We start from the raw sequence: 24,657 nt of genomic DNA, 5'->3' as shown, positions 1-24,657 counted from the left end.
CTTTTAAATGTTTATTTTCCAAACGTAACTGTTCTATTTCACTTAACTCCCCGGGTCCTTTTCCGTAAGAATACTGTTTACCTACAGGTTGTTGGAAACGATGAGTCTGATCTGTATGATACCAGTTCATCCATCTTTTAATTTGACTTACATTTTTAACCCCCAATGTTTCCATAATTGTTCGGTTAGAATAACCTTCCTTTTTCATTTCAACGACTTTCCATTTTATTTCTTCTGGATAATGAACTCTTTTCTTCAAATGAAAAACACCTCCACTTAATTCGCATTTAGTATGCGAATTAAGGAGGTGTTTTTTTCATGTCCCATTAATGGGGTTCACTTTAAAGAAAGCAGCTCTTTTTCATTCAATCATTTATATTTTTAGAATGCCCAGTTTCCTTTACGGAAGATTGGCTCATGTCTTCCATCAGCTGTAATACCGTCGATATCAAGCTCAGCTGACCCGATCATAAAGTCTTCGTGTGTAATACTAGAGTTCGCCCCATTTTCAGCAAGCTCTTCTTTTGTCATTGTTTTACCGCCTTCTAAGTTAAATGCATAAGCATTTCCAATTGCTAAATGGCAAGATGCATTTTCATCAAATAACGTATTATAGAACAAAATATTTGTATTAGAAATTGGCGAGTCGTGAGGTACCAATGCAACCTCTCCTAAGAAATGAGAGCCTTCATCTGTCTCTACTAAATGTTTTAAAGCTTCTTCGCCAGTATCAGCTTTATAGTTTACAATACGTCCATTTTCGAATGTAAGTGTAAAATTATCAATGATGTTGCCTCCAAAAACTAATGGTTTCGTACTTGATACTTGTCCGTTTACACCTGATTTTAATGGCATTGTAAATACTTCTTCTGTTGGAATATTAGCCATAAAGGGTACGTTTTTTTCATTTAAGCTTCCAGCTCCAGCCCATACATGTTTTTCTGGAAGTTCAATTGTTAAATCTGTCCCAGGACCTGTATAATGAAGAGCTTTATAATGTTTTTCATTTAAGTAGTCTACTTTTTCATGTAATGTTTCATCATGTTCTTTCCATGCTTCCACAGGATTTTCTAAATTTGCACGAGTTGCTTGGAAAATTGCATCCCATAGCTTTTCTTCTTGCTTTTCTGGCGCAACATCAGGGAATACTTTTGCAGCCCATTCTTTCGTAGGTACAGAGATCACGCACCAGCTTACTTTATCTGCTTGTACATAATCGCGGTATACTTTCATTGCTTCACCAGCAACCTTATGAGCACTTGCAATTCGCTTTGCATCTACACCCTTTAATAGATCTGGATTCTCTGCATAGATAGACATAAATGCAGCGCCTTCTTTTGCAAGCTCTTCACGTGCATGCGCCTTCCAAGCAGGGAATTCTGAGAATGCTTCTTCAGGAGCTAAGTCAAATTTTAAACGTGTTAATACTTCATCGTTCCAATCTACATATACATGCTTTGCCCCTGATTTATATGCTTTTTCTGTAACAAGGCGGACAAATGGAGCTGCCTCAAGTGGCGCATTAATAGATAATGTTTGCCCAGGTTGAATATTAACACCAACATTTACTGCAAGAGCAGCATACTTTTCTAACGTTTGTTCAAATGACATATGTACGATCTCCTTTATTCAAAAGATTTATTATATACATAATACAAGAAAAATTCAAAAATATAAATAGAACTCAAATGAGATTGAGTTCTATTTTTTGGTTATTTAATAGAGCGTGTAAATTGTTCCACTGTTATGGAATGATGTATGCGAAAACGCCTCATTTTGAATAATTCGTTAGGCTCACCTTTCGTAATAAACCGCCCTGGCTTTGTCGTTGTTGCAAATTGATAATATTTTTTTGTTTCTTCGACAACTTAATCATTTACATGACCAAATGGGTATGCGAAGGCAATGACAGGTTTGCCAGTAATCTTTTCAAATTTTTCTTTTGGGGCTTTCAGCATGTGTTGCTGTGTGTGATTGGACAGAGAATATACCTGAATCAACCATTTCTTTTAGATTCGCGGTGGATAAAGAACCTTCTGCATCGACGTTATCAACAATCATATATTCGGTTGCAATTGGCTTAAATGTAGCGTCTTTTTCTTTTTATAGGTTTGTTAATCGTGATAATAATGTAACCGACAACAAATATGAAAGGGATTAAAAATACATAAATAGGGATGCCAAGAACATAATGACTTTTAATGCTTAAAAATAATAAATGTAGAAAATCCAAAAGAGCATGTAATTTCATTGAAGCCTCCAATAAACTTTTTTACAAATTATAGCATTTGAAGGGAGGGAGCTACATGTTTAAGTCTATGATTTAAGCTAATTTTAAAGTTGGAGAATGGAATGGGGTAGTGACAGGATTGCTGTCATAGACCGCAAAGTAACTTTTTGAAATTCCGAATAATCCGCAGATCTGCTTTTTTCAACATCTTATATCTCCTTGTTCGATATTGTCATCTCTCATTGTCATAATTGAGAAATTGGGATTTATGCAACTATATGGACCGATTGCTGAAAAAGGAAGTTTATTTTTTCTGAAAAATGTATATAAATTCAAAAAGGATAATAAATAACCGAAATAAATTTTATATTTTCTTAATTTATTCCTTTTCATCTACATGAATCATTTATTACAACAGCTTTCACGCATAAAATAAGATGTTTCTACAAAGAATAATATAAGTATCTTTATAATGATTTTCCAATATAGTCAATGTGTTAATCAAAGGAACTCTGTGTTATTTTTGCTTTGCTACTAACTAATACAGCTTCAAATAATGGACACAATTGCTACGTGCCAAATGTAATTTATTATTCATTCAAAATTTTATTTATTCAATTTTTCTAAAAATAAAAAAATATTAAACTTATAAATATACAAGTTATAATGAGGGCGTCGAGAAATAATCTATTACCTCGAAGAAAATATTAAACTTGGTTCGGATACAAAAATTTTAAAGACCTTGCAAGTAATCTTCTAAAATTGGACAAACTGATACGATTTCTTCTCTAAGAAAGGTGTGTGATCAGAAGGAAATTTATTCAATATGAAAATGGAAATGTTATCAGCCAGATTTTATTTTGAATTGGTCACTCTAATAACTTAGATTCAACTGCACTTAAAAATAATAAATGATGGAGGTGCTTATATAAACATGAATGTAGTATCTATTAAAGAAAAAAAGGTCGTTAAATACAAAAGTTGTTTTGATGTAATTGGGCCGGTAATGATAGGTCCTTCAAGTTCACATACTGCAGGTGCTTTAGCTATTGGAACAGTTGCCAATAAGTTACTTCAAGGTCTTCCAAAAAAAGTCGTGGTAAGGTATTATGAATCATTTGCTGAAACCCATAAAGGACACGGAACTGATTTTGCAATTATTGCTGGGATATTAGGGTTTGCTGCCGATGACAGCAAAGTGCCAGATGCTATTAAAATAGCAGAATCTAAAGGAATTGACATTACCTTTATTGAAAAAGCAGGTGATAGCCCTGCTGGTCATCCAAATACGGCAGATGTATATTTAGAGGATGAAAATCGAAGTATTAGAACAGTGGGTATTTCGGTTGGCGGCGGATTAATTGAAGTTAAACATGTTGAAATTGACGGATTTAGCCTAGATTTGCAGGGGCCATTACCAGTTATTATTGCGATTTCCGAAAGAGCTGACTTTGAATTTGTCTTACGCAGAATCTTTAAACAATATGATGTGGAAATTAACAATTTTTATAGTTTAGAAGAAAATGGAAAATATTTATATGTATTCGCTTTGGATTCGCTATTGCCTGGTGATGCTCAGAAGGAATTGGGAAGTGTAAGCAGTATAGCTAATATCATTATTCTTTAGTTATTAAGAGGTGAAAAAATATGTATATGACCATAAAAGAAATTGTAGATGCAGCTAATAAAAGGCAAAAGCCAATTTATGAATTAGCAATCGAACAGGAAATTGAACAAACTAAAACTTCTTATGAAGAAGTTTGGAGTAAAATGGAAAAAAACTTAGCGACTATGGAAAATGCCGTAAATAAAAGTATCGGGGGCAACGGGGTATTTTCTCCGACCGGTTTAACCGGAGGGGATGCTGTTAAAATAAAAAAATATCGAGAAAATGGAAAAACTCTTTCTGGAGATTTGATGGTGTTAGGGATTCAAAGTGCTATCGGGGTTAATGAAGTAAATGCTTCATTAGGAGCTATTTGTGCAACTCCAACAGCAGGTGCGAGTGGGACGATCCCGGGAGTCCTATTTAGTATTAAAGATACGTTGCAGTTAAGTCATGAAGATATGGTCCATTTTCTATTCACTTCATCTTTATTTGGAATGATAGTCGCAAATAACGCTTGTATTTCCGGAGCGTACGGAGGGTGCCAAGCTGAAGTAGGCAGTGCCTCAGCAATGGCTGCAGCAGCAGCGGTAGAAGCTGCCGGAGGAACAGCGCAGCAATCTTCTGAAGCTTTCTCAACCGCATTACAAAATTTACTCGGTTTAGTTTGTGATCCGGTCGCTGGTTTGGTAGAAATTCCTTGTGTAAAGAGAAACGCTATTGGAACGGCCAATGCTTTAGCAGCAGCGGACATCGCATTAGCCGGTGTAAACAATATCATCAATGCTGACGAAGTTATTGAAGCGATGTATAGAGTTGGAAGACAGATGCCTCGCGAATTAAGAGAGACAGGTTTAGGTGGAATTGCAGCCACACCTACAGGGATTGCCATTAAAAGTAAAATCTTTGGAGAGAAACAATTAAATAAATAAACAGTTATTGGAAATATTGTGAAATAGTTAACAATTCTATTCTCTATTGTTCTCCTAAGGGCGTCAGTATGCTAAAAGCCATTATCACTAAAATATACTACTATACAATTAAAGTATACTAATATATTATATAATTGAGTTGTTTTGTAAACGCTAACAAATCTATCAGGTTGGACACACGATGCGGCGCACCTTGTAAGCAATTCATTATTCAAGAATGGTCTATATTCCTAAGCCTTAAAAAGAGACGTAAGAATAGGATATAAGGAGGAATTATTATATGAATGGAAATACTGCAAAAAAAATAGAATTTCAAGATGAAAACACTGCAGTAAAAAATGAGAAATATCTAGATCCTAAAAAGTGGCATAAACAGGATACTACCTGGGCATTGAGCCTTTTTGGAACAGCAATTGGAGCAGGCGTACTCTTTTTACCGATTAATGCGGGTTCAGGTGGTTTATTATCATTATTGTTAATTACCATACTTGCATATCCTGTTATGTATTACTCACATAGAGCGCTTGCTAAAATGATATACGCTTCTAATTCTGCTGATGAGGGGATTACAGGTACAATAAGAGAGTATTTCGGAAATAAGGCAAGTATAATTTTTAACATAGTATACTTCGTTTCAATTTATACGATCGTGCTGATGTATTCGGTTGCACTTACAAATACTGCAAGTAGTTTTATTGTGAATCAATTGCACATGCCAGAGCCTCCAAGGGCCATTTTATCGCTTGTATTAGTACTCGGTCTTATAGCTATACTAAATTTTGGACAAGATATCACCGTGAAGATAATGAGCATGCTAGTATATCCTTTCATAGCTTCTCTACTTTTTATCGCAATATCTTTGATTCCACAGTGGAATACGTCAATGCTTAGTTTTTCAAGTGTTTCTACTGCTTCAACAGGAACGGGATATATGGGAACGATTTTAATGATATTACCAATCATCGTATTCTCGTTTAATCATTCTCCTATGATTTCATCATTTGTTATGAAACAGAGAGCAACCTATGGAATAGAAGCTACTGATGCCAAATGTGCTCAAATACAAAAAGCTTGTTATATCATGACATTCGCTGTTGTTATGTTCTTTGTTTGGAGCAGTACATTAAGTTTGACTCCAAGTGATCTTATGAAAGCAAAAGAAGAGAACTTATCAATCCTATCTTATCTTGCTAATGAGCTGAATTCGCCTGTAATCACTATTGCAGCTCCTATCATTGCTTTTGTGGCTATAACAAAGTCCTTCCTTGGCCATTATATAGGAGCATATGAAGTAATGCGTGACGTGATTATCAAGTTCGGTAAAAAACGCGGAAAAAATATGGGAGAAAAAACAGTTAAGACAATGATCCTTACTTTTGTCGTATTAACATGCTGGTATGTTGCTTATGCAAATCCAAGTATTCTTGGAATCATTGATGCCCTTAGCGGTCCGTTAGTTGCTGCTATCTTATGTCTATTACCAATGTACGCGATCCACAAAGTACCAGTACTAGCTAAATACAAAGGGAAAGCGAGCAATGTATTTGTTATTATTATAGGTATATTGACTGTCCTAGCAAGTATTAAATCATTATTCTAATTCACTATTGTAGGTTCTGATGCAAAAATAGTGAGGTATGAAAAAAGAACGAAAGATTCTTAGCGGAATTGAATTTTATGCTGTTAAACCAAAGAGATCATGGATAAGATATATCTGTTTTTGGACAGACTTCTCACTTTAGGGAGTTTGTCCCTTTTTGGTCATATGCATAACTTCTATTCCAGCAATCACTTTTTTAGCTGTTTGCAATGATTTTAATCCAAGCATATTGGGGTGCCGCCCTACATCTATCAACTTAAGGATTTAGACTATTTTTGAATTGAAAAGCACGTTACTATTCTCTTATGCTAATGAGGATAGTAACGTGCTTTTTATGAATATGAACCAAAAACAAGCATGATCTTTATTGACCGAAGAGTTATATCGATATATGTCTCCCGCTACACTTCCTTATAATTATGGTACTGGCTGTATTCAAACGGAAAGATAAACAAAAAGGTTTTTTATGTAAATGATATAACGGACTAAAGCAACAAGCTGTGATTACCTCTAAATAAAAGAAAAGGCTACTTTTTCATAAAAAGTAGCCTGAAAAATGATTAATACTTTTCTTTTACAAGTGAGATGAACTGCGCCATTGTTGTGTTAGGACCAACAAAATGACGTTTAATTAAGTATTGTTCGTTCGGTGAGCCTTTTGTAATGTGAGTTCCATGATCTGTCGTTACTGCAAATTGGTAATGTTTCTTTGTTTCTTCCACAGCTGGATCATTATAAGAACCTACTGGATAAGCAAGGGCGATGATTTTTTTGCCTGTAAGATTTTCAATTTTTTCTTTAGATTTACGTAATTCTTCATCATAGTTGTTTGTATAAGCCAACATTGCATGGTTAGCGGTATGAGATTGAATAGAAAAAATACCTGAATCAAGCATTTGTTTTACCTCGTCTGTTGTAAGACGATTTGGTTTATCAATATCATTTGAAACAAGGAATTCTGTTGCTGCTGGTTGGAATCTATCATCTTTTAATTTTTGTAAAATATGCAGAGCATTCATATTATTTTTTCGACCATCATCCATTGTTATAAAGATAGGTTTATTGACACGATTTATATCACCCCAACGTTCAAACGTTAACATTGTATAACCGTTATCTTTTAAATACTGCATATGCTTTTCAAATTGCTCTGGTGGCACATATAAACCTAAATCGCCATCACTTGGTCCAGGGTATTTCTCAATGGCATGATACATAAGGAAAGGTACATACTGTTGGAATGTAATCGTAGATTTCACTAGAGGAACTTCTGTGTTATCTTCTTTTAATCCCACTGTTTCAATTTGAAATTCCCCGCGTTTTAAATGAAATGATTGTAAATGAAATGGGAGAGCGAAATCACGAGCTTTGTCGTGTGATACAAATGTTTGTTTACTTGCAGGTCCATCAGCTGTACGCCAAATATTGTAGCGCACTGTTTTAAATGAAGCTTTTAAGTTTTTAGTGTAGAGTGTGGTGTTTTTTGCGTTGTAATCAAAGGGATCCCACGAAATAAGTCCTTGTGTTACAGGTATTTCTACTGCTTTTGCCTGTACTTCTTGCGTTTCCTGTTGCTTCTTGTAAGTTGCTTCTTTTGTCTGCTTCTCACTAATGGTGCTAGTGTTACAACCTACGAGAATAGTAGAAGAAAGTAAAGCAATACGAGCATATTTTTTCATAATATCATCCTTCTATTGTGTTTTTATCGTGCTGTCTCTCATATGTAATCGATTCTTTATCTTTTTTGATTACAAGAGACTATGCATTCAAATATTTCTATTTGAATAATACCCTTGTTCATCATATCACTATGGCATATAGAGGGGAATATCTCTTTTGGGAGAATTCGACAAAGGTGATGTTCATTTACATAGGCTTTGTCTTATGTGAAATTTTTGTGAAGAAAAATAATTGTATGTATATATTACTTGATGAAAAAAGATACCTCCGAAAATAGCTATTTTCGAAGGTATCTTTAAAAACGTTTTTTCTTTTGGGGTTTTGATGTTGGATATTTCTTTCACTATAAACAGACAAAACATATCTTAGTGCCAATACTAGTATATATTTCTTTCTTGATTTACAAAAGAGAAATTGTGCTGAAGAGTGCATGCAATTTTGCATATCGTTACATTATTAGAATCGTTACTTTTGATTAAAAAAAATCACCCCTCTCCCTAATAAAAGGAGAAGGGTGATTCATTATTAAATAAATAATCCAGCAATCGTAGCGGATAAAATAGAAGCAAGTGTTGATGCAAATAGCATTTTCCAACCAAACTTAGATACAACGCTTCCTTGTTTTTCAGAAAGGGCACGGATTGTACCAACAATCGCACCAATTTGGCTAATACTTGCGAAGCTAATTAAGAATACGGTAACGATTCCAACTGTACGTGGAGATAACGTTGTAGCAACTTCTTTTAAATCAAGAATAGCTACGAATTCATTTAAAACAATTTTTGTTCCCATGATTCCGCCAGCTGGGATAATATCATGAGCTGGAATACCCATTAGGAATGCAAATGGAGCAAGAATATAACCGAAGATTTGTTGCAGTGTAACAGCATGTCCCATTGCGCCTGAAGCTGCACTAATCACATAGTTTACAACTTCCATAACGCCAATAAATGCAATCATTAAAGCGGCAACGATACCAGCTACTTTTAAACCATCTAATGCACCGTTAATCATTGCACCGATCAAGCTGTCACCGAATAGACTTCTTTCAAATTTTTGAACCGTTTCTTCTTCTTTTTTCGTATCAACTGGTGTTAATAATGAACAAACAATTAAGCTAGAGAATAAGTTCAGTGGGAGTGCTGCTAGTACATATTTCGCATCTAGCATCATCACGTATGAAGCTGTAACAGAAGCTGAAACTGAGCTCATTGCTGAACAGCAAATGATAAACATACGGTTTTTATTAAAGTGTTTTAGGTCATTTTTAATTACGATTAATGCCTCGCTGGAACCGAAGAATACAGAGTTTACCGCATGGAATGATTCAACGCGTGGTAAACCAGTAATTTTGGAAATCGCACCACCGACGACGCGAACGATGAATGGTAAAACGCCTAAATAACTAAAAATAGAGAGAAGTGTTGAGAAAAAGATAATAATTAATAGCACGTTGAAGAAAAAGACAAAGTCTCTTTGGATTCCATTAAATAGGAAGTCAACACCTGTTGTACCAAGCTTAATCAACTTGTTGAAGACTTTACTAATAAAAATGATGATCTCTTGACCAATTTTTGTGCCAAACATAAACCAACCAATTAAAATCTGGAAACCAATCATAATAGCAATTGCACGGAAGTTGATTTTACTTTTGTTGTTTGACAAAGCAAAACATAAACCTAACACGGCAAAAATACCGATAATGCTTATTACATATTGCATGTAGTAGCCCCTTTCAGAAGTTCGTATAAAGTTTTTACATAAAACGCTCGTTATATAACTAATAAATAAAAGTAGTAGAGGTTTCATGTCATACGTAAGATGTCTGACCTTTTAGAAAAGTAAAAAATAAAAAAAGACCCATATGGATTTACTTTCATCTATGAGAGAAAGCTAATCAATATGAGTCTTTGTATACACAAAAAAGCTAATATTCATTAGTTTCCCCATAGTCCAGCAATTTTCGGTTGCCGGGTAGAAACTCTCGATCCATATTATCGAGTATATATGAGGTAACATCGTCCGTATTAAATTAGTAGTAGCGTAACACTAATAGAGAAGCATCGTCAATAGGTTTTTTTCTTCCAATAGAAAAAGACTATATAAGTATGATAAAATGTAACGCAGTGTTATGAAAAAGAGAGGTCGGAAGATGAGTACTAAAATGAAGCCACCAGTTGAAAAAAACGAGTTTATAGATGTAGTATTTGAAGATTTAACACATGATGGTGCCGGTGTTGCGAAGGTAAAAGGATATCCTATTTTCGTAAAAAACGGATTACCAGGCGAAGAAGCACAAATTAAAATTATTAAAGTAAAGAAGAATTTCGCATTTGGTCGTTTAATGAAGCTTCATACAGAAAGCCCATATCGCAAAGATGCAGAATGCCCAGTATACAACCAATGCGGTGGTTGCCAGCTTCAGCATTTAACATATGAAGGACAACTAAAGGCGAAAGAAAAACAAGTGCGTGACGTGATGCAACGCATCGGCGGACTTCACGATGTACCAGTTCATCCGGTTCTTGGTATGGAAAATCCTTGGGTGTATCGAAATAAAGCACAAGTACCGATTGGAGAACGTGAAGGCGGGCTTGTAGCTGGTTTCTATCGTCAAGGCACGCATGAGATCATTAATATGGAAACATGCTTAATTCAAGCAGAAGAAAACGATACGTTAATTCAAGAAGTAAAACGTATTTGTGAAAAACACGGAATCACAGCGTACAACGAAGAACGTCATAAAGGCACACTTCGTCACGTAATGGCCCGTTACGGACAAGTAACAGGGGAAATTATGCTTGTCTTCATTACACGTACGGCAGAACTTCAAAATAATAAGACAATCATCGAAGAAATTACAGCGAAGTTCCCAAATGTAAAATCAATTGTTCAAAACGTAAACACGAAACGTACAAACGTAATCTTTGGAGACACAACAACAGTCCTATACGGATCGGAATATATTTATGACTTTATCGGCGATATTAAATTTGCTATCTCGGCACGTTCTTTCTACCAAGTAAACCCAGAACAAACGAAAGTGCTATATGATAAAGCATTAGAATACGCAAAACTAGCTGGAAATGAAACAGTTATCGACGCATACTGCGGAATCGGATCAATCTCACTATTCCTAGCGCAAAAAGCGAAGAAAGTATATGGCGTTGAAATCGTTCCAGAAGCAATTGAGGATGCAAATCGAAATGCGGCATTAAACAACATGACAAACGCCGAATTTGCAGTAGGAGAAGCAGAAGTAGTTATTCCAAACTGGTATAAAGAAGGTGTAATCGCAGACACAATCGTTGTAGACCCACCGCGTAAAGGCTGCGATGAGGCCTTATTAAACACGATTATTGATATGAAGCCGAAGCGTGTTGTATATGTATCATGTAGCCCGGCGACACTTGCACGTGACTTAAAAGTATTAGAAGAAGGCGGATATAAAACGCAGGAAGTACAACCTGTTGATATGTTCCCGCATACTACTCATGTGGAGTGTGTGGCTTGGCTTAAGTTGGTATAATAGAAAAGCAGTTGATATAGAAAAAATCTATACCATCTGCTTTTTGGCTTATAAACATACCATTCAGGCCCGATTGTAGTTAAAATAAACATTGCTGATTTTCACAAATTATAAATGTCCACATATATTTGTGTTTGATAATAAGTTATTACGTATGGTATAAATGTAACATTTGGCTTTATATTTTTTGACCGAGAGCTTGAAATTTTGATCATAGTGAGAGGATTTGAGTTTGAAATGATAGATAATTTTTGGCGTGATTTACCACGACCATTTTTTGTACTTGCACCAATGGAAGATGTGACAGATGTCGTTTTTCGTCACGTAGTAAGTGAAGCCGGGCGACCGGATGTATTTTTCACAGAGTTTACAAACTCGGATAGCTATTGTCATCCAGAGGGCATGAAAAGTGTGCGTGGCCGTTTGATTTTTACAGAAGATGAACAGCCAATGGTGGCACATATTTGGGGGGATAATCCTGAATATTTCCGTCAAATGAGTATTGGCATGGCAGAGCTAGGATTTAAAGGCATCGATATTAATATGGGCTGCCCTGTACCGAATGTGGCATCAAGAGGAAAAGGTAGTGGCCTTATTCTGCGTCCAGACGTTGCGGCAGAACTTATTCAAGCAGCAAAAGCGGGCGGACTGCCTGTCAGCGTGAAAACGCGACTTGGCTATAAGGAGTTAAATGAGTGGGAGGCGTGGCTAACGCATATTTTAAAACAGGATATTGCGAACCTTTCTATTCATTTACGTACAAGAGAGGAAATGAGCCAAGTAGATGCGCATTGGGAGCTAATCCCGGAAATCAAAAAATTACGTGACCGTATCGCACCGAATACGCTACTAACAATCAATGGAGACATTCCTGACCGTCAAACTGGGCTGCAGCTTGCCCAGCAATATGGTATTGATGGCGTTATGATCGGGCGAGGTATTTTTAAAAATCCTTTTGCTTTTGAAAAAGAGCCAAAAGAGCATAGTAGTAAAGAATACCTTGATCTTTTAAGACTACAGCTGGATCTTCAAGATCAATATGCGGAAGTACTACCACGTTCAATTACAGGGCTTCATCGCTTTTTCAAAATTTATGTAAAAGGATTCCATGGAGCTGCTGAATTAAGAAATCAATTGATGAGTACGAAATCAACAGATGAAGTGCGTGCATTGCTTGATAACTTTGGAAAAGAACAGTGTATTTGAGAAATCAAAGCACTGTTTTTTCTTTTATTTAATGTTAAGAGAGAAACCTTTTTATTAGCATACAACGAACAAGTAAGAGATCCATAGATACAATGGTGGAGAAAAGTTCGAGGGAGACTATAAAACTTATCTTTAAAATGTTAAAGTATTAATTTGGCGGACATTAACTGAAAGGTTATATTAAACATGATAGTTTAAAGCATGTTAGAGGATAAACTTTAACAGCTGTATAAATAATCAATATTTTAGGAGGACTAACAATGGCAATGAGCAACAACGATATATTAAAAAGAGTAAGATATGCTATGGATATAAAAGATATAGATATGGTAGAGATATTTAAACTTGGTGGCATGGAAGTAACGAAAGAAGAAGTAGTTGATATGCTTACAAAAGTAAAGAAAAGTCCACAACATGAAGCTGAAAATGCGGATGTAGTCGAAGATGATTATGTATTAACATGCGATATGATGATGTTAGAATCATTTTTAAATGGCTTTATTACTTTAAAAAGAGGAAAGCAAGATCCGAAACCGGGGCAACCTGCAGGACAAGCAGCACCTTTACAGGGCAATGAGAGTGCCAATAATCTTCTTTTAAAGAAAATGAAAATAGCACTATCATTAACGAGTGAAGATGTACTTGCTATATTAGATAGCGTGGGTGTTAAGGTGACAAAAGGAGAGTTAGGCGCTCTATTAAGAAAGAAAGGCCACAAGAATTACAAAGAGTGTGGTGATAGATACGCAAGGAATTTCTTAAAGGGATTAGCTGTAAAGTATAGAGGATAAGCATTGTAACATTCATGGTAAAGCAGTAAATGATATAATAGGTAGGGTAGGACGTTTATAGCCTACTCTTTTTTATTTGTAAAATAATAAGAACAAATACGCTAGGTGATGAAATGATACATACATATTTAGGTGAGACGATTAATTTTCATATAAATTATAAGAAGAAAAAATCCGTACGTCTTTATGTAGATTCTTATGGGAATGTTGAAGTGCAAGCTCCGAAAGGGACGCCAGTTGAATATATAATTCAATTGTTAGAGGAGAAATGGGATTGGATTCAGAGAACACGTAAGGAAATGCAGGAGCGAGTGCTTGGACCGCAGGAAAAGGCTTATGATCAAGGAGAGGGTTTTCTGTATTTAGGAAACACATATCCGATACAAATCTCTCAAGATGCAAGTATTGGGCAAGACAATGCAGTGTTTGAAGGTGATAAGCTGCATATATATGTGAAAGAGCTTGAAGATGAGAAAATAAAACAAGCTTTAAAACGGTTTTATTATAAGCAGTGTAAAGCGTTAGTAGAGAAGAGTATTAAATCGTATCAAAGCAACTTTAAAACAAAACCGCGTTCCATCCGTATTTCAGATAGTAACCGTACATGGGGAACTTGTGATTCAAATCTACAGTTAACATTTAATTGGAAGCTGGCAATGGCACCACAGAGGGTGATCGACTATGTAGTCGTTCATGAAATGTGCCATATGGTTCATCTAAATCATGATCGCTCTTTTTGGCGCCTTGTTGGGAAGATAATGCCTGATTATAAGGAGATGGAAAACTGGTTAGCGTTATCAAGTTGGAAGATGACTGTTTAGTGGCGGTTACTATTACTCTAGACATGTAGAGTATATGGCTTAAAATAACGTAGAACCCTAATTTATCCAGATATTTGCGGGCAGTAATATTTCCGCTTCAAAACTGAGTGAAAGCATCGTCCAGTTCCAGTGGCTAGAATGTTCGGTGGCTTCGCTTCTTCCTGCGAGGTAAAAAACACCTCTATGTCAGAAGCTCCATCCCCTCACATTCTGGACGAGCCACTTCCACTTTTCTTTAAGAAGTTAGGCGGGAGATAAACTGCCCGTAAAAGCCCGATTGGTGGGGGCTAATAATCAGTGGGGGATGAAGAAGACCCCCACTGATTAAAATTTCACTTTATTGTCCAAACTTCACAATAAAATTCTCATCTATTTTCTCCATCTCATACCCACGATACCCCTCCGCAAGTAATGCCTGTTGTTCACTAGTATTATTCATCGGAACGCTTTTAATATCCGTCCAATCTCTTTCCTTATCTTTACGCAACTCCTTTACAAAAACATACCGCATACTACCGCCATACTTCTCCTTCAGCGCCGCAATTTCCATTCCTTGCGCAAATTTATCTTTTAAACTCGGAATGTTAAATGGCGCAACGGTGCAACAAACGTAATCGAATTTACCATCGGCTTGTTGTAACTTTTTCATAATGACTTTCGCTAATATTTTTTGCATGCCATTGCCACGATAGTCAGGGTGGACGTTTGAAATTTCTTGATAGATAACCCGCTCTAATTCTTCATGTGTTAAACCAATATCAAGTCCTAAATGATCCTCATCAATAGGAGGGACTAATAGGGCACGGAATGCGATCAATTGGTCTCCTGCAAAGGCACCTATCATCATGCCATTACTGTTTAATATGTATCGAAATTCTTCTAGTGTCAGAGGCTGCAGACGATCCTTATTTTCTAATGCTTCAATTATGATATCCTGTAATAATAGGATTTCCTCAACGTGATTTAACGATAATGTTGTAACTTGAAAGTTTTGCACATTTTGTTTTAATGTTCCTTCATAAAGGATATCCATGGTGTAGTCCTCCTTTAGCGAACAACGTCTTGAAAGACAGTTAATTCACGTAATGTATCCTCGTTAACCTCAATACCTAATCCTGACTTTTGGTTTAAATGAATAAATGGTATGTCGTAAGATAAATCTCCAATGTCTTTCGTGAATTTTAATGGCCCGGTCAGCTCAACACTTGTAATAATTTTTTTAGAGAAGGCAACATGAAATCCTGCAGAAGATGCAACAGATGATTCAACCATGGAACCAACTTGACATTCAATACCTGCCATTTCCGCTTGATGAGCGAGTTTCACAGCGGGGTATATACCGCCGCATTTCATTAGTTTTATATTTACCTTATCGGCTGCTTCCAGTTTAATAATTTGGCGCATTTCACGAGAGCTTTTTAGTCCTTCATCAATCATAAGGGGGATGTCTGTTTTAGAGCGAATGTGAGCCATTGCCTCAATATCATCTGCTACAACAGGTTGTTCAATCCAGTCGATGTTCAAATGCCCTAATGAACGAAGTGCTGTTAATGTATTTGCGCTATTTTTCCAACCTTGGTTTACATCAACACGAATGGCGATATCATTTCCTACACGCTTACGTACAGCTTCAATTCTTTTTACATCTTCTTTTACATTTGTACCGACTTTCATTTTGAAAGATTGGTATCCTTTTTGAATCATGAAAGCAGATTCTTCTGCCATATCTTCTGGAGAAGCGATGCTTAAGACATGAGTGACAGGGAATTTTTCATGATAGCGTCCGCCAATTAGTTGATATACAGGTTGGCCAAGTTTTTTCCCCGTTACATCAAAGCAGGCAATATCAATCGCAGCTTTTGCAGTAGGTACACCGTAAATTGTTTGACTCATGATGTCGTGTATTTTTTCGATATTCATTGGGTTTTTCCCAATTAGTGCTGGAGCCAACGTGTGTTTTAAAATATGGAAAGTACTTTCCCATGACTCACCTGTAACGTGATCATCAGCAACTCCCTCGCCGTAACCGATAATGCCCTCATCTGTTTCCAATTTTACGATAATAGATGGCATATCAGGATAAGAGCCATAGCTAATAACAAATGGGTTACGAAGTGGTAAACGAATTGCATAAATGTGAATAGCTGTAATTTTCATTGTATAATTCACGTCCTTTGTGTCATAGATTTAAAGTTATACGTATTCATAAGGAGTTTAGATAAATGATGAGTGGTTTAAAAAGAATTTTCAGAATTTTAATCTTAATTATCTTATTATATTTCAAAAGAAATGAAGGGACAATCTCTTGACATTTAAGTGAATATTCAATATGTTTTTCGAAATAGGATTTTTTATAAACGAAAAACTGCTTCGAATTTAGGAAGGAGACTGGAAGGTTGAAAACTTTAGAGCTACAAGAGCGTTTAACAGAAATTTTTCAGCATTTACACGAAAACCCTGAAGTGAGTTGGAAGGAATATGAGACAACAGCTTATATCACTCAATTTCTAAAAGAAGAAGGAATTTCATATAAAACATTTGATGATTGTCCTGGAGTGATCGCAGAGGTTGGGAACGGGAAGCCAGTTATCGCGATTCGAGCTGATATGGATGCATTGTGGCAAGAAGTAGATGGAGAATTTAAAGCGAATCATTCATGTGGTCACGATGCCCATATGACGATTGCGATGGGGCTTATTTTACAATTGAAAAATGCCAGTTGGAAAAGCGGAACAGTTAGATTTATTTTCCAACCTGCAGAAGAAAAAGGGAACGGCGCTTTAAAAATGGTGGAGAAAGGTGTGGTTGATGACGCTGATTTCTTATTTGGTGTTCATTTACGTCCAATTGAGGAATTACCTTTTAAAAAAGCAGCACCATCTATCCGTCACGGAGCAGCAGCCTTCTTAGAAGCGAATATACATGGGGAGGATGCACATGGAGCACGACCGCATCAAGGTGTGAATGCAATTGATGTCCTTTCTATGATTAATATCGGATTAAAAAATATATGGCTATCTCCGCAAAAATCATATTCTGTCAAAATGACGAAATGCCAAGCTGGTGGAGATAATTTAAATATCATTCCAGGGAATGGACAATTCGGTTTAGATGTAAGAGCTGAGAATAATGCATTGCTCGAGGAGTTAATGAAAAAGATAGAGCATGTCATTCAGTCAGCTGAATCAATGGGAACAAAGATTTCTTACGGATGGGTTGATATTGCGCCTGGGGCACAGGTTTCGGAAGAGGCAGAACAAATCATGCGCAAAGGGATTATTGAAATATATGGGAAAGAAGGTTGCGCACCACCGCTTTATACTACAGGAAGTGATGATTTTCATTATTATACAGTCAAGAGACCGCATTTAAAAGCCGTTATGTTAGGATTAGGAGCAAATTTAAAGCCAGGGTTACATCACCCTTATATGAAATTTGATCATGCTTGCATAATGGATGGAGTAGAAATAATGAAGCAAACTGTGTTGAAAGTTTTAAACTAGTATTGTTTTTATTTTTTACATTTGAATCAATTTCATAATTGATCCTTTGCCTTGTTAGAGGACAAAATTCAAATCGATAGAAATACAAACTAGCACAAATAGTTCCCGGTATTTCTATGAGAAAATTTTTTGAGTATAAGAATAACATTATAATTTCTTTACTTTATCGCGCTATCCCTACTTCAATGACGAGGTAGGGATAGCCTGATTGGTTAGAGTTAAGCATCAGATGGGGATGAAGAAATCCTCAGTTGATGAAATCCCTGCTTTCTTCTAAAGAATTTCTTATCTTAATCCAATGATCTGATGTTGGGAAGGACACGTTCCCAAGAACGACAGCGTTTTTTGCACCTGTAGCATTTGGAACGTTACTTACATTACCATGGTAGGTTTCATTTGCAAGAAGAGCAAACGCTATAGCCTCTTTAGCCTCCGAAGAGTATCCTAATTCCTCTTGGGTGTAAATTTGAATTGACTCCCCAAGTAGTGATTGAATCATTTTCAGTAAAGTTGTATTATAGCTGCCACCGCCTCCAATAATGACTTCATCGATTTTAACTTGTGGAAGGATAAAGTTGCGATAGTTCTCTACAATAGATTGCGCTGTAAACATTGTTACAGTTGCTACTATATCGTGGCTTGAAAGATTATTAAACTTATTTAATAGTTTTTCAACATATTGCTTACCAAACAATTCTCTTCCTGTTGTTTTGGGAGGAGGGCTCATAATATAAGGGTGATTTATGCAGTATGATAGGAGCTGTTCATTTATTTTCCCTTGTTTCGCTAAATTACCACCTTCATCGTATCCTATGTTAAACAATTGGCGACATACCTCATCAATAATCATATTTCCAGGTCCTGTATCAAAGGCATACATGTTATCTAGTGAAGATTGCTTAGGTAAAACAGTTACATTTCCGATACCCCCGATGTTTTGTAACAACCTTCCCTTTGTTTCACTCCGGTAAAGAACATATTCAGTATAAGGTACTAAAGGAGCACCCTGTCCACCCGCTGCTATGTCCATAGTACGGAAATTAGATATTACGGTTGTATTTGTTTCGTACGCAATTACCGAAGGTTCTCCAATTTGCAGAGTTGAGGGGACCAAGTTTTGTTCTTGCAAGGGCTGATGGTAAATCGTTTGCCCATGAGATCCTATAAGATCCAGCTGATCTAAAGGAAATTCGGCTTTTTTGCAAACTTCCTTTGTAGCATCTGCAAATAATTTTCCTAGTTTAAAGTTTAAACTACAAATTAGCTGCACATTAGATGTATCTACAGACAATGACTGTATAATTTCTTCTCTAACATCTTTTGGAAAAGGATGTGTTATAAATTCAATCATTTCTAATTCGGTGTTTAGTTTGCTATTATTCACACGGACAAGCACAGCATCAATACCATCCAATGATGTTCCAGACATTAACCCAACAATGTACATTACCATAACACCTACTTTGCATAGATTTTTTTAATTCCTTGCTAAGCGACAATGGTGATTCTTATAAAACCATGATGAAACTTTAAGTGGAAGTAGTAGTGATTCACCTAAAAAATTGATATTGCCAATGAACCTAATTTTTTTTAGAAATGCTTTCTTTACTTAATGGCATACATCCTTTTCTTATTTTTAGTTTATAAAAAATGTAAGCGTTGACAATTAGTTATTATACTCGCTAGTTTTCTAATTGTGTAGATTTTTTGAAATTTTATTTTAAAATTATCTTTGGTTATTGAAATTTATTTTTAACGATGCTATAGTCTTATTAAAGAAAGCGGTTTCGAAAAAGCTTTTAGATTACGAATGATAGAAGGATGATTTATATGCTAGAACATTTAACAACGGAAGGGCGTAATGAAAAGACTATATTTTTAGATGAAATGAAAACGCTTAATCTATTGGAGGTGATGAATGAAGAAGATATGAAAGTTGCTTACTGTGTTCAAAAAGAACTTCCTCAAATTGCAAAAGCTGTAGAGATGATTGTTGCGGCGATGAAACGCGGCGGTAGATTAATCTATATGGGTGCGGGAACAAGCGGGCGCATTGGATTGTTGGATGCTGTAGAATGCCCGCCAACGTTCAATACTGATCCTAGTAAAGTAGTAGGTTTAATCGCAGGTGGAGAAAGTGCATTTATTAAAGCAGTTGAGGGCGCAGAGGATAGTTTTATATTAGGTCGTCAAGATTTAGAAAAAATCCAATTAACGAGTAACGATGTTGTAGTAGGCATTGCTGCGAGTGGGCGTACGCCTTATGTTATTGCGGGGCTAAATTATGCAAATCAACTTGGGGCAGGCACAGTAGCGATAAGTTGCAATAAGGAATCAGAGATTGGAAAAATTGCTGCAATTGCCATTGAAGTTGTAAATGGACCTGAAGTACTTACAGGATCCACCCGCTTAAAAGCTGGAACAGCTCAAAAATTAGTATGTAACATGATCTCAACAGCTTCAATGGTTGGGATTGGAAAAGTTTATGGGAATTTAATGGTAGATTTGCAGTTAACAAATGAAAAGTTGGTTGAACGTGCAAAACGTATTGTTATGGATGCCACTGAATGCAGTTATGAAGTAGCAGAAAAATACTTAGTAAAAGCAAATAATCAACCTAAGGTTGCCATTGTTATGATTTTAACAAATGTTTCTTATGAGGAAGCCGTAGAGCGTTTAAACGCAGCAGAGGGATTTATAAGAAAAGCAATTTAAAGCTTCAATATAAAAATATTATGAGGGGGAGTAAAAATGAAAGTATTATTTGTATGTTCAGGTGGAATGTCGAGTGCGATTGTTGTAAATGCGTTGAAAAAAGAAGGGGAAAAGCATGGTCAAAATTTAGAAGTATTAGCTGTTGGTACGCAAGAATTTGATTCAGAGGTTCGAAACGGTTGGGATGTTGCTATGGTTGCCCCACAAGTAAAACATCGATTTGATGGTTTTAAAGCTTCTGCAGATGAAGCAGGAGTCCCGTGTTTAATGATTCCTGCTCGATCATATAGTCCCCTTGGTGGACCTGCTCTATTAAATTTAATTAATGAAATAATACAATCAAATTAAAGTTGTTATTTATTTTGTTATTCGCGGGTAGTAAGACTTCTACCTCAAGAATCAGAGAGGAAAGAGGAAGGTAGGTGAGAGATTACCTACCCGTAAAATCCCGATTGGTGCAGACTCATTGGGGGATGAGAAAAAATAACTGCTGGAAGTTTCACTTTATTCGTTTGTGGATAGTAAAAACATAATCTAGCAAGAAATCTTAACTACTAATCAATCTAAAGGGGAAAATACAAATGAACAAATTTGTAGCTTTTTTAGAAAATAATTTATCGACACCTATGGCTAAATTGTCTGAGCAGAAGCATTTACGTGCGATACGTGATGGTGTAGTTTCTGCTTTGCCATTCATCATCTTTGGGAGCATATTTCTTATCATTGCTTTCCCACCCGTGGCAGCAGATTCCGCAATAGGTCAATGGGCAGCAAAACATATCGCGGAGATTTTAATACCTTATCGATTAACAATGTTTATTATGACCCTATATATTACTTTTGGAATCGGTCATAGTCTGTCTCAAAGCTATAAGTTAGACCCTTTATCAGGAGGATTATTATCTGTAGCTGCCTTCTTATTCACAATAGGCGTAAAAATGGTGAAAGATATAGGTTTTGTATTGCCAATGACAAACCTCGGTGGGCATGGGCTCTTTGTAGCGATGATTGTTTCTATATTTTCGGTTGAAATGATACGTTTATGTAAGACTAAAAATATTACAATAAAAATGCCAGATTCTGTTCCAACGTCCGTATCTCGTTCATTTGAAGCGTTAATACCAGTTACAATCGTACTCTCTATTATGACATTAATTACAGTAGTTGCAGGTGTTGATCTACATTCACTTGTTGATAAAGCTGTTGCACCACTTATTAAAGCTGGGGATACATTACCAGGTGTATTAATTCCAGTCTTTTTAATAACATTTTTCTGGTCATTCGGTATTCATGGTGTATCAGTTGTAGGTGCTGTTGCTCGTCCAGTTTGGGAAGTTTACTTGGCTAATAACTCAGCGGCAGTTGCTGCTGGTGAGACGATCCCTCACGTAGCTCCTGAAACATTCTTCCAATGGTTTATTTGGATTGGGGGATCTGGTGCAACATTAGGATTAGTAATTGCGATGTTATTAACAGCAAGATCTACTTATAGCAAGACGATGGCAAGAGCAACAATTGTTCCAAGTATATTTAACATCAATGAACCTGTTATTTTTGGGATGCCAATTGTGCTAAACCCAATTTTAATTATTCCATTTGTCGTGACACCATTAATTGGTGCAACAATTGCGTATGTCGCGACATCAATCGGATTAGTAAATCCGACATATGTAATGGTTCCATGGACATTACCAGCCCCAATAGGTGCCTACCTTTCAACGGGTGGTGACTGGAGAGCAATTATTCTTGTATTAGTCAATATTACGATTTCAGTTATTGTTTATCTACCATTCTTTAAAATGTATGATCAAAAGCTATTAGCACAAGAAAATCCAACAGAAACAAAAGAGGACACAAACGTAGCCTTATAAAAATACATGAAAGGAGGTTTGGGACTAATTGCTCCAAACTTCCTTTCATATAAAAGAGAGAAGGGAGATAAAAATGAATTCAACATCTAGAATTCACTTTTTTAGTTACAAAAGTGCGTTTCTATTTTTTAGTTTTATTCTTGTTTTTAATCTTATCTTTAATCCTTTAATGAATGCAGTTGGAATAGACAAACGCTTGTCACTGTACCTAGATAATATCTTTGCAATCAGCGCAGGGTTAACTCTTGTTCTTATTTTTGTTGAAGGTAAGTTTAAAAACAAGAAACAAGCGTTAATTTTGTTCTTGTCTTTATTAGTAGCGAGTGCACTAATTTGTTACCCAATTGTCTATGCGTAAATGAAAAAAGTAAGTTATCTAAAATGAGGTGTTAGTGAAATGGAAAAGCGAAACGGAATAAAAATTGCCACAATTGGTGGTGGATCTAGTTACACGCCAGAATTAATTGAAGGTTTTATTAAACGTTATGATGAGCTACCAGTTAGAGAACTTTGGTTAGTGGATATTGAGGCCGGAAGGGAAAAACTTGAGATTGTAGGGAACTTAGCACGAAGAATGGTTGAAAAGGCAGGAGTTCCTATGGAAATTCATTTGACGTTAGACCGCCGTCAAGCTTTACAGGATGCTGACTTTGTGACAACGCAAATGAGAGTTGGTTTACTAGATGCCCGAATTAAAGACGAGCGTATTCCTTTGCAACTAGGGTTAATTGGGCAAGAAACAAATGGTGCAGGAGGCCTATTTAAAGCATTACGAACAATCCCTGTTCTTCTAGAAATCGCAGAAGAAATGCAAGAACTTTGCTCAAATGCATGGTTAATTAACTTTACAAATCCAGCTGGAATGGTAACAGAAGCACTCCTTCGTTACAGCGAGCATAAAAAAGTAATCGGTGTATGTAATGTACCATTTAATATGCACATGTCTATTTCGAACATGTTAGGTGTTGAAATGGAGAGAGTACACATTGATTTCGCTGGATTAAACCATATGGTATTCGGAATACATGTATATGTTGATGATCAAGAAGTAACAGAGAAAGTACTTGAAATGCTAGGGAATCCAGCGATACAAATGTCAATGAAGAACATTGCTCCACTGCCTTGGAATCCAAGATTTTTGAAATCATTAGGCGTAGTACCTTGCCCCTATCATCGTTATTATTACAAAACAAAAAATATTCTAGATGAAGAATTAGAAGCATTTAAATCAGGGAAAACGCGTGCTGAAATTGTCAAGAAATTAGAGGAAGATCTATTTGAGTTGTATAAAGATGAAAAGCTAGACATGAAACCTCCACAATTAGAAAAGCGGGGTGGTGCATACTATAGTGATGCAGCGTGTAATGTAATTTCTTCTATCTATAATGACAAAAAGGAAATTCAAGTATTAAATATTCAAAACAAAGGCGCAATTAATGAGGTTGATTATGATTCAGCGGTTGAAGTGAGTTGTATTGTAACAAAAAATGGACCAGTTCCTTTGACGATGGGGAAATTGCCTATTCAAATTCAAGGATTAATTCAGCAAATCAAATCATTCGAAAGAGTAGGTGCTGAGGCAGCCGTAACGGGTTCTTATGATAAGGCTTTATTAGCTTTAACAATTAATCCACTTATTCCAAGTGATGATTTAGCGGAAGCTGTATTACAGAAATTATTAGAAGCCCATAAAGAGTATTTGCCTCAATTTTTTAGATGATTAGGAGAATAATAAATTTAATATGAAAGACAAATTGAGACATAATATTTTCTGAAACGTAACTTCAGTTAGAGAATATTGTCCCATACTTTACTACGATATGGAGTGCTATGATATGTCAACGGAAATCAATAATAACGAAATGGAAATTTTTGAAATTATTTCTCATGGTGGAAATGCAAGAGGTTTAGCTTATGAAGCATTAACAGCTGCAGAGGAATTTGACTTTGAAAGAGCAGCGAATCTTATTAACCAAGCTGCAGAAGAACTTAGCTTGGCTCATAAGACACAAACAAAGTTAATTCAAGCTGAATTGAACGGAATTCCAAGTGAAAAAACGTTACTAATGATTCATGCTCAAGATCACTTAATGACCGCGATAAGCGAACAAAAATTGATTGAACATATGATCCGTATCATAAAAAAACTGGCGCCACAACAATAATTGGGATG

At 36.0% G+C, this 24,657-nt stretch carries 20 protein-coding genes, 3 pseudogenes and 1 riboswitch; of the genes and pseudogenes, 14 read left to right on the top strand and 9 right to left on the bottom strand.

Annotated features, from left to right (window positions below; all coding sequences use genetic code 11):
• The 3 genes and pseudogenes from M014_RS0115835 to M014_RS28480 all read right to left on the bottom strand — a co-directional run.
• Positions 1-259, bottom strand: a pseudogene (locus M014_RS0115835) (helix-turn-helix domain-containing protein); the annotation flags it as partial.
• Between the two features lie 122 nt (positions 260-381).
• Positions 382-1,611, bottom strand: coding sequence for an aminopeptidase (locus M014_RS0115830; protein WP_026592619.1), 1,230 nt, complete (start codon positions 1,609-1,611; stop codon positions 382-384).
• A 101-nt stretch (positions 1,612-1,712) separates the two neighbouring features.
• Positions 1,713-2,103: pseudogene (locus tag M014_RS28480) on the bottom strand (polysaccharide deacetylase family protein); the annotation flags it as partial.
• 1,055 nt (positions 2,104-3,158) lie between these two features.
• Here M014_RS28480 and sdaAB point away from each other — a divergent pair.
• The 3 genes from sdaAB to M014_RS0115815 all read left to right on the top strand — a co-directional run bounded on the left by sdaAB (position 3,159) and on the right by M014_RS0115815 (position 6,368).
• Entirely contained in the window at positions 3,159-3,857 is a 699-nt protein-coding gene (gene sdaAB / locus M014_RS0115825; protein WP_026592618.1) for an L-serine ammonia-lyase, iron-sulfur-dependent subunit beta, read from the top strand.
• A 20-nt stretch (positions 3,858-3,877) separates the two neighbouring features.
• Positions 3,878-4,768: an L-serine ammonia-lyase, iron-sulfur-dependent, subunit alpha gene (gene sdaAA / locus M014_RS0115820; RefSeq protein ID WP_026592617.1), complete on the top strand. Its 891-nt coding sequence runs from the start codon at positions 3,878-3,880 to the stop codon at positions 4,766-4,768.
• A 280-nt stretch (positions 4,769-5,048) separates the two neighbouring features.
• The gene (locus tag M014_RS0115815; RefSeq protein ID WP_026592616.1) at positions 5,049-6,368 is read left to right on the top strand and encodes an amino acid permease; all 1,320 of its coding nucleotides are present in this window, start codon (positions 5,049-5,051) and stop codon (positions 6,366-6,368) included.
• 75 nt (positions 6,369-6,443) lie between these two features.
• Here M014_RS0115815 and M014_RS30160 read toward each other — a convergent pair.
• From M014_RS30160 to M014_RS0115800, 3 genes and pseudogenes are all read right to left on the bottom strand, one after another.
• Positions 6,444-6,599, bottom strand: a pseudogene (locus M014_RS30160) (IS6 family transposase); the annotation flags it as partial.
• A 329-nt stretch (positions 6,600-6,928) separates the two neighbouring features.
• Positions 6,929-8,047 (bottom strand): polysaccharide deacetylase family protein, encoded by a 1,119-nt coding sequence (locus M014_RS0115805; RefSeq protein WP_026592615.1) that lies wholly within the window; start codon positions 8,045-8,047, stop codon positions 6,929-6,931.
• A gap of 526 nt (positions 8,048-8,573) precedes the next feature.
• On the bottom strand, positions 8,574-9,770 hold the full coding sequence (locus tag M014_RS0115800; protein WP_026592614.1) for a NupC/NupG family nucleoside CNT transporter: 1,197 nt from the start codon (positions 9,768-9,770) through the stop codon (positions 8,574-8,576).
• Between the two features lie 207 nt (positions 9,771-9,977).
• Positions 9,978-10,079: riboswitch (purine riboswitch) on the bottom strand.
• 121 nt (positions 10,080-10,200) lie between these two features.
• On the opposite strand from M014_RS0115800, the gene rlmD reads away from it, so the two are divergent.
• The 4 genes from rlmD (at position 10,201) to M014_RS0115780 (ending at position 14,395) form a co-directional block, all read left to right on the top strand.
• Positions 10,201-11,577, top strand: a complete 1,377-nt coding sequence (gene rlmD, locus M014_RS0115795; protein WP_026592613.1) for a 23S rRNA (uracil(1939)-C(5))-methyltransferase RlmD — start codon at positions 10,201-10,203, stop codon at positions 11,575-11,577.
• A 237-nt stretch (positions 11,578-11,814) separates the two neighbouring features.
• A complete protein-coding gene (locus tag M014_RS0115790) occupies positions 11,815-12,783 on the top strand; it encodes a tRNA dihydrouridine synthase (protein WP_026592612.1) in 969 nt (322 codons plus the stop codon).
• Positions 12,784-13,043: 260 nt separating this feature from the next.
• On the top strand, positions 13,044-13,574 hold the full coding sequence (locus M014_RS0115785) for a DUF1456 family protein (RefSeq protein WP_026592611.1): 531 nt from the start codon (positions 13,044-13,046) through the stop codon (positions 13,572-13,574).
• Positions 13,575-13,687: 113 nt separating this feature from the next.
• Complete coding sequence (locus M014_RS0115780; RefSeq protein WP_026592610.1) at positions 13,688-14,395, top strand: M48 family metallopeptidase; 708 nt, start codon at positions 13,688-13,690, stop codon at positions 14,393-14,395.
• 337 nt (positions 14,396-14,732) lie between these two features.
• Here M014_RS0115780 and M014_RS0115775 read toward each other — a convergent pair whose 3' ends face one another.
• Positions 14,733-15,428, bottom strand: a complete 696-nt coding sequence (locus M014_RS0115775; protein WP_026592609.1) for a benzoate transporter — start codon at positions 15,426-15,428, stop codon at positions 14,733-14,735.
• A gap of 14 nt (positions 15,429-15,442) precedes the next feature.
• Positions 15,443-16,552: a mandelate racemase/muconate lactonizing enzyme family protein gene (locus M014_RS0115770; protein ID WP_026592608.1), complete on the bottom strand. Its 1,110-nt coding sequence runs from the start codon at positions 16,550-16,552 to the stop codon at positions 15,443-15,445.
• 239 nt (positions 16,553-16,791) lie between these two features.
• Between M014_RS0115770 and M014_RS0115760 the strand changes: the two genes are divergently transcribed.
• The gene (locus M014_RS0115760) at positions 16,792-17,898 is read left to right on the top strand and encodes a M20 peptidase aminoacylase family protein (protein ID WP_026592607.1); all 1,107 of its coding nucleotides are present in this window, start codon (positions 16,792-16,794) and stop codon (positions 17,896-17,898) included.
• A 247-nt stretch (positions 17,899-18,145) separates the two neighbouring features.
• Here the strand turns inward: M014_RS0115760 and anmK are convergent, their stop codons facing one another.
• Entirely contained in the window at positions 18,146-19,345 is a 1,200-nt protein-coding gene (anmK, locus tag M014_RS0115755) for an anhydro-N-acetylmuramic acid kinase AnmK (RefSeq protein ID WP_026592606.1), read from the bottom strand.
• Positions 19,346-19,719: 374 nt separating this feature from the next.
• Here anmK and murQ point away from each other — a divergent pair, with 374 nt between their 5' ends.
• The 6 genes from murQ to M014_RS0115725 all read left to right on the top strand — a co-directional run bounded on the left by murQ (position 19,720) and on the right by M014_RS0115725 (position 24,649).
• Positions 19,720-20,613 (top strand): N-acetylmuramic acid 6-phosphate etherase, encoded by an 894-nt coding sequence (gene murQ / locus M014_RS0115750; protein WP_255259970.1) that lies wholly within the window; start codon positions 19,720-19,722, stop codon positions 20,611-20,613.
• Between the two features lie 36 nt (positions 20,614-20,649).
• Entirely contained in the window at positions 20,650-20,961 is a 312-nt protein-coding gene (locus tag M014_RS0115745; protein ID WP_026592604.1) for a PTS sugar transporter subunit IIB, read from the top strand.
• 233 nt (positions 20,962-21,194) lie between these two features.
• Complete coding sequence (locus tag M014_RS0115740) at positions 21,195-22,484, top strand: PTS sugar transporter subunit IIC (protein WP_026592603.1); 1,290 nt, start codon at positions 21,195-21,197, stop codon at positions 22,482-22,484.
• Between the two features lie 73 nt (positions 22,485-22,557).
• Positions 22,558-22,842 carry a hypothetical protein gene (locus tag M014_RS0115735; RefSeq protein WP_026592602.1) on the top strand — a complete coding sequence of 95 codons (285 nt, stop codon included), beginning with the start codon at positions 22,558-22,560 and terminating at the stop codon, positions 22,840-22,842.
• 39 nt (positions 22,843-22,881) lie between these two features.
• Positions 22,882-24,204: a 6-phospho-beta-glucosidase gene (locus M014_RS0115730; protein ID WP_026592601.1), complete on the top strand. Its 1,323-nt coding sequence runs from the start codon at positions 22,882-22,884 to the stop codon at positions 24,202-24,204.
• Positions 24,205-24,319: 115 nt separating this feature from the next.
• Positions 24,320-24,649: a PTS lactose/cellobiose transporter subunit IIA gene (locus M014_RS0115725; protein ID WP_026592600.1), complete on the top strand. Its 330-nt coding sequence runs from the start codon at positions 24,320-24,322 to the stop codon at positions 24,647-24,649.
• Positions 24,650-24,657 lie beyond the last annotated feature (8 nt).

Source organism: Bacillus sp. UNC437CL72CviS29 (assembly GCF_000482345.1).
Taxonomy (GTDB): Bacteria; Bacillota; Bacilli; order Bacillales; family Bacillaceae_G; genus Bacillus_A; species Bacillus_A arachidis.
The sequence above is the reverse complement of the archived record's forward strand: the minus strand, read 5'-3'. Positions and strand labels throughout refer to the sequence as shown.